Below are 11989 nucleotides of genomic sequence, written 5' to 3' on the forward strand. Positions count from 1 at the left end.
TGGCATGGTTTCTTCCTGAAAACGGGTGGTATGACCACATTGATTATAATATTTCAAGAAAATGGGTCTATTTACTTGAAACTTAGAAAAATTGTCCTAGCCTCTATAAGTGAGGAAGGTTCGTTTCCTCATGGTGAACGACCCCCTAGAAGGGGGCGATACAGGGATTGTTAGGGATGAATAAAATGCTCTCTAAATCAGAACAGCAAAAGGCTGATCTGATCACACGGGTCGCGAAGATCATTAACGACCGTCTGCCAAAGGCAGAGGCTGCAAGCGCAGTTAAATTTACACAGCAATTTTTTGCAAAAGTACCGCCGCAGGATTTGATCTATCGTGCGGAGGAAGAATTATATGGGTCCGCACTCGCGTTTTGGCGATTTGCGGCGAAACGTCCCGATGGGGAGAGCCTTGTACGTGTTTATAATCCAAATCTGGAAGAACACGGCTGGCAAAGTGATCATACAGTGGTGGAAGTTTGCACGCAGGATCGTCCCTTCCTCGTGGATTCCGTCGCTTCGGAACTTGTCGAACAGGATATGACAATCTTTTTGACAATCCACCCGGTGATCAAACTGTGCCGCGACGACAAAGGCCGTCTGGTCGGGACATTGGACGAAGGTGAAGAGGCCCCCGATAGCTGGGTCGGCACCTGTCAGGAAGAGTCTTACATGCTGTTTCTGGTCAACCGTCAATCCGGTGGTGCCCAGTTGCAGGAATTGGTTGAGCGCCTGAAAATGTGCCTCGCCGAAGGGAGTGCCGCCGTGCGCGACTGGCTGGATATGCGCAAGCTGGTGGAAGAGACGGTCAAGGATCTGGGTAAAAACCAGCCGAAACCGAAATCCGAATATGCCAAGGAAGTCTGTGACTTCATGCAATGGGTGCATGATGATCACTTTACCCTGTTGGGGTCATGTGATTTTGATATCAAGGGCAAATCGGTTGTCCCGGATGCTAAAAGTGCTTTGGGGATTCTGTCCAACCCGAACTCCAACATTTTGGATGAGGTGGTCGATCTTGCGACCCGGCCGGCTTCTGACAAAGGTAAGTTTACCGAAGATGCTTCCCCGTTGATGATTGTGAAATCCTCCTTTAAGTCGGTGGTGCATCGTCCCGTCTATATGGATGTAATTTGCGTCAAACGCTACGGGGACAAAGGCACGGTTTTGGGTCAGCGGGTCTTTATCGGCCTGTTTACCTCTGCGGCCTATAGCCGCGCGCCACACGATATCCCGTTGATGCGCCTGAAGTGCGCCAACATCATTGATCGTACAGGCTTTGCCCAAGGCAGTCATAACCGCAAAGCCATTGCCCATATTGTCAACACCTTCCCGCGTGATGAGCTGTTCCAGATCAGTGAAGAAGCGCTTTACGAGATGTGCATGGGCATCCTGCATTTGCAGGAACGTCAGCGCGTGGCCTTGTTTGTGCGCCCGGATGATTTCCAGCGTTTTGTCTCCTGCCTGATCTATATCCCGCGTGATAGTCTGACGACCCGTTTGCGCCGGACCATGCAAGGGATTTTGGAACGTGCCTATGACGGGGAAGTCATGGCGTTTTATACCCAGATTGGTGATGCGCCGCTGGCACGTTTGCACGTCCTTGTTTCCACAACAGGTAAGCGCAAAAAGAACGTAGATATCTATGAAGTTGAGAGCCTGCTGATTGATGCGGCGCGTAACTGGTCAGATCAACTGCGCGACCAGCTTGTCACCAGCAACGGCGAAGAAAAGGGGCTGGAGCAGTTCCGCCGCTACGCCAACGCTTTCCCCGCGGGCTATATCGAAGGCAACAATGTCTCTATTGCGGTGTCCGATATTGCGAAATTGGAAGACGTGCTGAAAACAGGCGAATTGCAATTGAGCCTTTATCGCCCGATTGAAGCATCTGAAAATGTGGTGCGCTTCAAGCTTTATCACCCAGAAGGCGCAGTGCCCTTGTCGCACGTTCTGCCGATGTTGGAAAATATGGGCTTGCGCGTGATGGATGAAAAACCGCATCCGGTTCAGCTTGAAAAATCGAAGTATGACATGATCATGATCCATGACTTCGGTTTGATGACAGCAAACGGTGAAGGCGTGGACCTGTCCGCGATCCGCAACAGCTTCCAGGAATGTTTCCATCAGGTCTGGAATGGTGTGGTGGAAAATGACGGGTTTAACCGTTTGGTTATTCAGGCAGGCATCAAGCCTTGGCCGGTCATGTTGCTGCGTGCCTTGTGCAAATATCTGCGTCAGGCCAACATCACGTTCTCGCAAAGCTATATGCAACGCGCGCTGGCGTCTAATGCGGAAGTCACCCGCTTGCTGGTGGACCTGTTCTATCAAAAATTCGATCCGAAAATTGAACTTGATATGGATAAGGTGGAAGCCATCCGCGAAGAGATTTTCGGGCTGCTGGACGGGGTGCAAAACGCGGATGAAGACCGCATCCTGCGCCGCTTCCTCAACCTGATTGATTGTACGCTACGGACAAACTATTTCCAGATGGATAAGGTCACGGGCGGCGATAAGGCTTATGTGTCCTTCAAGTTTGATTCAACACAAATTGAAGATCTGCCCCTGCCGCGTCCATGGCGTGAGATTTTTGTCTACAGCCCGCGCGTGGAAGGCGTCCACTTGCGTGGCGGGCCGGTTGCGCGGGGCGGCTTGCGTTGGTCTGATCGTCGCGAAGACTTTAGAACGGAAGTTCTCGGTCTTGTGAAAGCACAACAGGTCAAAAACGCGGTGATCGTGCCCGTTGGCTCCAAAGGGGGGTTTGTGGTTAAACAGCCGCCGAGTGAAGGCGGGCGCGAAGCTTTCCAGAAGGAAGGGATCGAGTGTTACAAGACCTTTATCCGTGGCCTGCTGGACCTGACCGACAACTATATCAACGGCGAAGTGGTGCCGCCTCAATCGGTTGTACGCCATGATGGGGATGATCCTTATCTGGTGGTTGCCGCCGATAAAGGGACGGCCACATTCTCTGATATCGCAAACGGCGTGTCCGAAGAATACGGGCATTGGCTGGGCGATGCCTTTGCCTCCGGTGGGTCGGTCGGGTATGACCATAAAGCCATGGGGATTACGGCGAAAGGCGCGTGGGAATCTGTGAAACGTCACTTCCGTGAATTGGGTAAAAACATTCAGGAAGAAGATTTCACGGTTGCTGGTGTTGGTGACATGGGCGGGGACGTTTTCGGCAACGGGATGTTGCTGTCTAAACATATTCGTCTGGTTGCTGCCTTTAACCACTTGCATATCTTCCTTGATCCGAACCCCGATTCCGCAAAATCTTGGGAAGAGCGTAATCGCTTGTTTACGGAAGTGAAGGGTTGGGATCATTATGATAAGTCCCTGATCTCTACAGGCGGTGGCGTCTTTGAACGTTCTGCCAAGAAGATTGAGATCACTCCGGAAATTCGCAAAGCCCTGAGCCTGCCTGCCTCGACGGCAACTTTGTCGCCGAACGAATTGATCAAGGCGATCTTGAAGTCTCAGGTCGAACTGTTGTGGTTTGGCGGGATCGGGACGTACATTAAGGAAAGTCATGAAAGCGATGCCGATACAGGGGATCGCGGCAATGATGCCATCCGTGTCAATGCACCGGAGCTGCGCTGTAAAGTGATTGGTGAAGGCGCGAACCTTGGTTGTACGCAAAAAGGCCGGATCGAATATGCGCTGCATGGTGGTCGCAACAACACAGATGCGATTGACAACTCTGCAGGTGTGGATTGTTCTGATCATGAGGTGAATATCAAAATCCTGCTCAACCAAGTGGTTGCAGATGGCGATATGACCGTCAAACAGCGTAACAACCTGCTGGAAAAAATGACGGGTGAAGTTTCTCAACTGGTCTTGCGTGACAACTATCTGCAAAGTCAGGCGATTACGGTTGTGGAAGACCGTGCGTTTGACCTGCTGGATCATCAGGCCCGCTTGATGCGTTTCCTTGAAAAGCAAAACCGCCTTAACCGCGAGGTCGAGGTGTTGCCGAACGAGGAAGTCTTGCAGGAACGTCAGGCTGCTCAACGTGGGTTGACCCGTCCGGAAATCTCGGTTCTGTTGCCTTATTCCAAAATTTGGCTCTATGACGAGCTTCTGGCCTCGGACCTACCGGACGAGCCTTGCTTGGAAGAAGACCTGATCCGTTACTTCCCAACTGATTTGCAACAGGATTTCAAAGATCATATTGCAAACCATATGCTGCGTCGTGAGATCATCGCCACAGGCATCACCAACTCGTTGGTGAACCGTGTCGGTGCAAGTTTCGTGACCCAGGTGATGGAAAACACCAACGCGTCCCCTGCGGATATCGCACGGGCCTATCTGATCACACGCGATGCCTTTGGTTTGCGTGACACATGGTCGGAGATTGAAGCGCTGGACAATCAGGTGAGCGCGAAAGAGCAAGTGCGTATGTTTAACCAAGTCAACAAGCTGGTTGATCGCGGGACCAAATGGTTCTTGCGCAATTGTGAGCGTCCGCTGGATATTGGCAAAACGGTTGCGTCTTTTGAAAGCGGTTTGAGCCAACTGGCCGATCGACTGGAAGAAGTGTTGCCGAAAGCGTCCTTGAAAGCGCACATGGACCAAGCACAGAGCTACATCGATAATGGTGTACCGGAAAAACTGGCGAAACGTATTGCTGGTAAGGTCGTGCTGGTATCCGGTTGTGACATTGTGCAGATCGCCCAAAGCCGCAATCTGGATGTGGTCGATGTGTCTAAAGTCTACTTCGCAATGGGCGCGCGCTTTGATCTGGGGTGGATGCGTTCTACCGGTGAACAGCTTGGCCTTAAAAACCATTGGCAAAAACTGGCAGTCAGCGCCTTGATTGAAGACCTGTACGGGTATCAGACAGAGCTGACACATAAAGCCCTTGATGCAGCAGACGGTAATGATGCTGTTGCGGGGCTGGAAAGCTGGATTGCTGCCAACAAGCAAGCCATTGAACAGACCGATCAGATGTTGTCTGAAATGAAGAAGACCTCTTCCGGTGTGGACTTTGCCATGTTGACGGTGGCTGCCAAGCAACTGCGTGATGTGATCGCCCAATCCTAAGGGATGGTCCGCACAAAAAAGGCCCGTCAGTTTTTATACTGACGGGCCTTTTCTTTTAGGTTTTATCGATCAAAAGATCAGAGCATTTCGCCGATTTTCTTGCTCTTCATTTTTTCACGGGCCTTGGCATATTTGTCATCCTGCCAGAACATCAGACAGCCGTTACAGCCTTTCCCACAGCAGCTTTCGATCCCTTGTTTCGGGGCACGGTGGCCGGTGTTGGCTTTCATGGAAATCCGCTTGCCGAGCAATTCGGGATCATCCATGATTTGACGGTATTCTTCTTCCGTGATTAGGCCACGTTCCAGTTCCTGTGCGCGGATTTCCGACAGGCGGGAAACGCGTTCTTCCTCACTCATCGGGGTTTCACGACGGGCAACGGTTAATTCAGGGATGCGTTGCTTGATCGATTCTGGATTTTCCTTATCGAAGGCACTCGCCGGAATACGGATCGCTTTGCCCTGGCCGGGGTTGACTTTCTCGGTCGCTTCACCGGTTTTTGCATCAATAAATTCATAGAGACGCAGACGGATCGGCTCGATCTCATTTGGCGGCAAGAACTCGATCACATCGCCCGGTAACATGAAGTTACGGATTTCGAAGATCATCTCATCGCCGTCCCATTCACGCACCAGACCGCCAAACTGCCAACCGCCCACAGGCTTGGTACGGTCGTAGTTATGGGCAACACCAGTCAGGCGACCTTCATGGAAGCCCATGGTAAAGCCGCGGTTTTGCAGGGTATAGAGTTCGCGCAAGTAAGGTTCTGGATCCCAGTTTTCAGGATCTTTATACCAGTCATCAATGGCCAGACGATAGGCGCGTGCCGTGATGGCGGCGTAATATTCCGACTTGTTGCGGCCTTCAACCTTGAGACTGTCCACACCCAGTTTCAGATATTCCGGCAGTACCGGCATGAGACAGAGGTCTTTGGAGTTCAGGATGTAAGAGCCGAAGTTATCTTCCTCAATCGGGAACAGTTCCCCCGGACGGAATTGTTCTTCCATCAGGAATTCAAACAGGTCGGCGTTTTGATCCGTGATCTCGATGGCTTTGTCTGTACCGTCTTTGAGTTTCAGGTTCAGTTTGTACTTCCAACGACACGAATGGGCGCAGTTACCTTGGTTGGCCCCGCGCTCCGACATGAAGTTGGACAGCAGACAACGACCGGAATAGGTCATACACATGGAGCCTTGAACGAACGCTTCCAGTTTAATTTCCGGCTGTTTCTCACGGATTTCCGCCAGTTCTTCAAAGCTGGTTTCACGGGCCAAAACCACAAGGGAGGCACCCTGATTTTTCCAGAAATCCACGGTCAGCCACGAACAGACGTTGGCTTGTGTGGAGACATGGGCTTCAATGTCCGGTGCATTTTGGCGCACAAACTGGAAGACACCCGGGTCCGCAATGATCACCCCGTCCGGCTTTACTTTGCGGATGGTTTCAATAAACAGCGGCAGTTTTTCAATGTCGCTGTTGTGGGTAAACAGGTTGAGGGTCAGATAGATACGCTTGCCATGATCGTGACAATACTGCACGCCTTCGACCAGTTCTTCCAAGGTAAAGGAAGACTGGGTGCGCAAAGACAGGTCAGGTGTCCCGGCATAAACAGCGTCAGCCCCATAGAGGATGGCTGTTTTAAGCTTGTTCAAAGACCCGGCGGGCATCAGCAGTTCTGAACGTTCCGGACGGGTGATGGTGGGAAGTGGGGGCATGGACATTAGCTGGCTGCCTTTCTGGCGCTGGCGGCTTCAACAATCACGCGGCGTTCATCGTCGTTGGCTGCGCGCCAGCCGACGATTTCGGCGCGGGTGCGGAAACAGCCTTTGCAAATGCCTTCAGGATTCAGGCGGCAAACATTGGTGCAGGGGGATGCAACTGTTGCTTCAGTCATGGGGTATCCTTAATATCTCACTAAATTTGTCGGTCATATATCACACCAATGGTGAATTATCGACCATTTCTTTGAAGAAAAGTGCCGTTTTTCTTAAGCCAATGGCGTCCTTCGCGGGCGTTTACACCCAACTCTTCCACGGTCGCCCAAAAGGCAGGGCTGTGGTCCATATGGCGCAGATGTGCAACCTCATGGGCAACGACATAGGTCAGAATGTGCGGTGGCGCAAGGATGAGGCGCCAGTTGAAGGACAGGTTGCCTTGCGCGCTGCATGACCCCCATCTTGACACGGTGTCACGAACGGAAATGCGCCGGGGTGTTTTTCCAATTCGGGCGGCAAGGGTGTGGGCTTGTGGGGTGATGGTTTCTTTAGCCTGCTTTTTGAGCCAATCACTGAGACGGCGTTCAAAGAAATCAGCTCTCCCCGCAATGAAGATGGTCTTTTGGTCTTCCTCACACCAGACGGTGCCACGGGCATCGGGCAGGTGGTTTAGGCGATACATCTCGCCTTTAAACATCAGATCTGCCCCATCTTGAAACGGGACAGGTGTGGGCTGTTTTGCCAGTTGGTTGGCGATCCAGACGCGGTTCTTCTCGACCATGCGCAGGCCTTGGCGCTGGGAGACGCCTTCGGGCAAGGTGACGATGACGCCATTGCCTTTGGGATCAAGCTTTAAAATCAGTCGTTTTGCACGGGCATTCCATTTCAGGGTAATGGGGATGGTTTGCCCGTCCAGCTCAACACTGTGGATCAATATTTCGCCTCGACAAAATATAGGCCGCAAGCCGGTGCGGTGGGGCCGCCTTTAGCGCGGTCTTTGGCTTCAAGCGCGGTTTTGACATCGATGGGTTGCCATTTGCCCGTGCCGACCAAACCAAGGGTGCCGACAATATTGCGCACCTGATGATGCAGGAACGACCGCGCGCGACATCGCACATGAATTTCGTCCCCGACTTGGGCGACCGTCAGTTCATCAAGCGTGCGCAACGGGGAGTTTGCCTGGCATTGACTGGCGCGAAAGCTGGTGAAATCATGGCGTCCGATCAGGTGCTGTGCGCCTTCGTGCATGGCTTCCACATCCATCGCCTGCATGGACCACCAGACTTTGCCGTCTTCAAGGGCAGGGCGGGCAGGGCGACAAAGGATGCGATATAGATAGGATCGCTCCAGACAGCTGAAACGGGCGTGAAACTCCTCATCCACCCGTTCTGCCGCCAGCACAGCGACGCGCGCCGGACGGCTCAGGGAATTGATGGCTTGCACGACTTTTTGGTCGGGCAGGTCTTTCTCCATGTCAAAATGGGCAACCATTCCCAGACCATGCACGCCCGCATCGGTACGCCCTGCCACATGCAGGCGCACCTCTTGACCGGCAAAGATCGAAATGGCGTCTTCGATGGTCTGTTGCACGCTGGGTCCGTTGGTTTGACGTTGCCATCCGACAAGGCCGGTGCCGTCGTATTCTATGGTTAATTTATATCTAGGCATAAATACTTACTTATACGTTTTTGTTAAATAATTTGAGGTATTTTTTCAATTTATATGCAAATATATGGTAGGAGTAAAATAGGTTGATAACGTGTAGATGACGTAAGGGGCGATTTCGTGGCTAAAAAGGGTGTTCGTTTTCCGACGATTGAAAGAGACTACGAAGCAGAAGACCGTATCCGGGTTCAGGAGGATATGGACTCGCTTTATGCTGTGCCTCTGTCGATCCTGCCGTTGGAAACTAAGGGTTTGTCCCGCGCTCGTATGGTTAAAAACGTCAAGCTGCAAAGCGCGATCGAAGTTTTTGCCGATAAAGAAACCGGCTCCGGTCAGTTGGATGTAGAAGACCTGCCCGCCGAATTTGATTGGCCGGAAGATAAAACCCACCCTGATCTCGTTATCTTGCGTAAATTGGCTGTTTTGTCCAGTTACGATATTTATTCCTTGCGAATCACGTTGCGGGAACATGGTATTCCGGTAAATGATGACGTGGCCCTGAAGCTATCGGATGAAAAACAAGCTGAGCTGGGCGGTTATATGCGCAGTTTTACCATGCCCCTGATTATGCAGATTTATGGATCTGATGATGTGTCGATCCAGTCTTTTCAGGATGTGATCGGGCTGTTTAAAGACCCGGATGTCAGAAAAGCTCGCGAAAAATTACAGCAGATGGCAGACAAGCTGCAGATTGACCTGATGGAAGTGCCGCGCTTCCTGGAAGATTATGGCGATATCTTCCTGTCTTTATCCTATTACCGCAACAGTCTTGATGCCATCATGCCGGTGGTGAACGAATTCCTCGACTCTATGGAAGGTATCCGGTCAAACTGGCAGTTGCGCAATGATGTGGCGTTGATGAAGACCTGCAAAGTTGTTGAAAATACGGTGAACGGGACCTGTGCGTCGATTTCCGGCCGATTTGAAGATTTCAACAAAGCGTCTAAAACCATGTGGAATAATCTGGATGCGGAACGCTTCCAGGCGGTCAAGAATATGATTGAAAGCTACCACACCACAATTGGGGGTGTGTTATGTGGCCTGACCGTAAAAATGATCCACTGGAAACGATTGTTCCCGGACCCGAACTTGGGTGGACCCGTGCGCCGTTCTGAATTTATCATGTCAGAAATGAAGCAAGGTCTGGATCGTATGCGCGATCTGGAGCAGGCCAAGCCGATCATGTCGGTGCTTGGCAACTGATCCAGCCGTCCGGGTTATTTTTCCGATTTATTTCTTCATCATCGCGATCATTTTTTCGACCGCTTCCATATGCTCGTCTGAATTATGACACATGCCTTGGAAACAGGCGCAAAGGTCGAGAAAGTCCGGCAGTTCCATACGTTGGCCCATTTTCATCAAGCGCTTTGTGAAACGCAGGGCTTGTGGTGGCTTGCTGGCAATTTGCTGGGCCATTTCAGTGGCGCGCGTCATCAGCTCTTCCGGGGCGCAGACATCCAGCACCACACCGATGTCTTTGGCTTCTTCAGCGTCAATGACACGTCCGGTAAAGGTCAGTTCGGCTGCTTTTTGATAGCCGATCAGGCGTTGTAGAAAATACGCGCCACCATCACCGGGAATGATTCCCAAATTGACAAAAGTTTCGCCAAATTTGGCTTTGCTGGAGGCAAGGCGGATATCGCACATATTGGCAAGGTCAAAGCCTGCCCCAATGGCCGGACCATTGACAGCCGCAATGACGGGGACTTCGCATTTGTGCAGGGCAAGCGGGATGCGTTGGATGCCCTGACGATAGCGAGTCTGGACTTCTTCCACATCACCGGCAAAATCACCTGCGCGATCCTGCATGTCTTTGACATTGCCGCCTGCACTAAAGGCTGACCCATCACCGGTCAGGATGAGGACGCTGACATCGTCACTTGCTTTGTTTACCCAGTTAATCGTGTCGATAATATCGTCAATGAGTGTGGTCCCTGTCAGGGCGTTGCGCACGTCGTTGCGCATAAAGGTCAGGGTCGCGATACGGTTTTTAACGGTCAAATCGGCGTCACTTAACGTGGGGAGAGTTTGCATGGGGGTCCATCCTTCCAAAAAAAATGCGGACACTCTCTAGGGGAAAATGTCCGCATCCAGTTTTACTTACACCTCTAGGGAGTGCAAGAGTCTTTTCAGGTCAATAGTTATACAGATTGTTCGCTTATCGAACAGCTGAACAATTGTAAAATAATGAAAAGAAGTGTTGTCTGAGTACCTTTTTGCGTGTAATTAATAATCATTCGCATTAAAGAGACATTGAGGATGACATGATTTCGAAACGCCGCAATCTTGTGAGAACACCGACCAACAGCATAAATGAGACAACGGACCTATGTGTCCTCGGTTTGCTGTTTCGCGATGCCCGCACCATCAATGGTCTGGTCAGCGCCGTGCGGATGATTGATACGGAACCCTGGACCCCGACGCGTGATGTTCTGGAATGCTCCCTAGAACGACTGATTGGACAAAAAAGCGTGGTTTGTCTGCAAAGTGGACGCGAAACCTATTATTCTGTGACAGGCACCGGCATCCGGCAGTTTTTTGAACTGATGAAACGACCGATGGGGGTCGGGGCGTTTAATGTCCACTGCCTGTTGGCGTTGAAATCGACCTTTCTGGAAGATGTGCCAACCGCAATCCGCGCCAAAGTCGTGCAGGAACTTGTGGGTTATTATTCCTGCAAACTCACGTGTCTGGAACAGGATTGCGAAGAATGTCTACGGGGGTCCAATCGTGGGAAGGTCCATTATAATTTGCAGGTCATGCAAATTCGCACGGAACTGGATTGGCTCACTGATGTGGCCCAAAGCGCCTGAGGCTAAAAGTCCAGATCGGTGTAATGGGCGGCGGGTTGAATGCCGGACACTGTATCTGACAATACATCACGCATGGACGGACGGGATTTAAAACGGGCGTACCAGTCATGGGCATCAGGATGTTGCGACCACGGAATATCACCCAGATAATCCACGCAGGAGATATGCGCGGCCGCTGTGATATCGGCAAGTGACAGTTCGGTGCCTGCCAGCCAGTTTCGTTGTTCGGTCAAATAGGCGATATATTCGAGATGATAATGCACATTCTGTTTACCGGCGCGAATGGCGGTGGAGTTAGGCGTTGAGGTACCAAACAACCGTTTCTGGATTTTTTCACCGACCAGGTTTTTGGTTACTTCTGCGCCAAACTTGATATCAAACCATGCCATGAGGCGGCGCACTTCTGCGCGTTCAATCGGGGTCTTACCGAGCATATTTTTCTCGGGATAGACTTCTTCCAGATATTCGCAAATGCTGCGGTCATCCCACAAGGGGTGCCCTTCCGGTTCCACCAAGACGGGGACGGCACCTGCCGGATTTAGCGATAAAAAAGTGTCGCGACGCTCCCATACAGGTTCGACCTGACACGTAAAATCCAGCTTCTTTTCGGCGAGAAGAAGTCTGACTTTGCGGCTAGCAGGATCAAAGGGAAGGTGGTAGAGACGTCTCATTTTTTCTCGAATATTTGTTTATTATGCGCTGCACAATGTTTTGACTTACTCTGTTTTTGCATGATTTTAAAGTCAAAAAAAAG

The 11989-nt window shown here is 51.4% G+C and carries 9 protein-coding genes; 3 read left to right on the plus strand and 6 right to left on the minus strand.

All coding sequences use genetic code 11. From position 1 onward, the window contains the following. Positions 1-176 precede the first annotated feature (176 nt). Positions 177-5042: an NAD-glutamate dehydrogenase gene (locus Q397_RS0103620; RefSeq protein WP_338056268.1), complete on the plus strand. Its 4866-nt coding sequence runs from the start codon at positions 177-179 to the stop codon at positions 5040-5042. Positions 5043-5119: 77 nt separating this feature from the next. Here the strand turns inward: Q397_RS0103620 and Q397_RS0103625 are convergent, their stop codons facing one another. The 4 genes from Q397_RS0103625 to truA are packed head-to-tail and all read right to left on the minus strand — an operon-like array spanning position 5120 to position 8425. Further along, positions 5120-6763 carry a peptidase U32 family protein gene (locus Q397_RS0103625; RefSeq protein WP_240475017.1) on the minus strand — a complete coding sequence of 548 codons (1644 nt, stop codon included), beginning with the start codon at positions 6761-6763 and terminating at the stop codon, positions 5120-5122. Next, entirely contained in the window at positions 6763-6936 is a 174-nt protein-coding gene (locus Q397_RS24610; protein ID WP_084148920.1) for a DUF1289 domain-containing protein, read from the minus strand. The genes Q397_RS0103625 and Q397_RS24610 overlap by 1 nt, the downstream gene beginning before the upstream one ends. Before the next feature lie 56 nt (positions 6937-6992). Continuing rightward, positions 6993-7691, minus strand: coding sequence for a M48 family metallopeptidase (locus Q397_RS0103635; protein ID WP_051609675.1), 699 nt, complete (start codon positions 7689-7691; stop codon positions 6993-6995). Continuing rightward, positions 7688-8425 carry a tRNA pseudouridine(38-40) synthase TruA gene (gene truA / locus Q397_RS0103640; RefSeq protein WP_028878250.1) on the minus strand — a complete coding sequence of 246 codons (738 nt, stop codon included), beginning with the start codon at positions 8423-8425 and terminating at the stop codon, positions 7688-7690. Before truA ends, Q397_RS0103635 begins: the two co-directional genes overlap by 4 nt. Positions 8426-8542: 117 nt before the next feature. Between truA and Q397_RS0103645 the strand changes: the two genes are divergently transcribed. Beyond that, positions 8543-9625 (plus strand): hypothetical protein, encoded by a 1083-nt coding sequence (locus Q397_RS0103645; RefSeq protein WP_240475018.1) that lies wholly within the window; start codon positions 8543-8545, stop codon positions 9623-9625. 27 nt (positions 9626-9652) lie between these two features. On the opposite strand, the gene Q397_RS0103650 is transcribed toward Q397_RS0103645, so the two are convergent. After that, a complete protein-coding gene (locus Q397_RS0103650; RefSeq protein ID WP_028878252.1) occupies positions 9653-10456 on the minus strand; it encodes an enoyl-CoA hydratase-related protein in 804 nt (267 codons plus the stop codon). Between the two features lie 230 nt (positions 10457-10686). On the opposite strand from Q397_RS0103650, the gene Q397_RS0103655 reads away from it, so the two are divergent. Next, a complete protein-coding gene (locus Q397_RS0103655; protein WP_028878253.1) occupies positions 10687-11235 on the plus strand; it encodes a hypothetical protein in 549 nt (182 codons plus the stop codon). Between the two features lie 2 nt (positions 11236-11237). Here the strand turns inward: Q397_RS0103655 and Q397_RS0103660 are convergent, their stop codons facing one another. Then, positions 11238-11906 (minus strand): glutathione S-transferase family protein, encoded by a 669-nt coding sequence (locus Q397_RS0103660; protein WP_028878254.1) that lies wholly within the window; start codon positions 11904-11906, stop codon positions 11238-11240. Between the last annotated feature and the right edge of the window lie 83 nt (positions 11907-11989).

Origin of the sequence: Terasakiella pusilla DSM 6293 (genome assembly GCF_000688235.1) — a bacterium.
GTDB lineage: Bacteria > Pseudomonadota > Alphaproteobacteria > Rhodospirillales > Terasakiellaceae > Terasakiella > Terasakiella pusilla.

What these genes read in the sequence shown, in the direction of transcription:
- Q397_RS0103620 (WP_338056268.1), top strand. Translation starts at nt 177, where the DNA reads ATGAATAAAATGCTCTCTAAATCAGAACAGCAAAAGGCTGATCTGATC.
- Q397_RS0103625 (WP_240475017.1), bottom strand. Translation starts at nt 6,763, where the DNA reads ATGTCCATGCCCCCACTTCCCACCATCACCCGTCCGGAACGTTCAGAA.
- Q397_RS24610 (WP_084148920.1), bottom strand. Translation starts at nt 6,936, where the DNA reads ATGACTGAAGCAACAGTTGCATCCCCCTGCACCAATGTTTGCCGCCTG.
- truA (WP_028878250.1), bottom strand. Translation starts at nt 8,425, where the DNA reads ATGCCTAGATATAAATTAACCATAGAATACGACGGCACCGGCCTTGTC.
- Q397_RS0103650 (WP_028878252.1), bottom strand. Translation starts at nt 10,456, where the DNA reads ATGCAAACTCTCCCCACGTTAAGTGACGCCGATTTGACCGTTAAAAAC.
- Q397_RS0103655 (WP_028878253.1), top strand. Translation starts at nt 10,687, where the DNA reads ATGATTTCGAAACGCCGCAATCTTGTGAGAACACCGACCAACAGCATA.
- Q397_RS0103660 (WP_028878254.1), bottom strand. Translation starts at nt 11,906, where the DNA reads ATGAGACGTCTCTACCACCTTCCCTTTGATCCTGCTAGCCGCAAAGTC.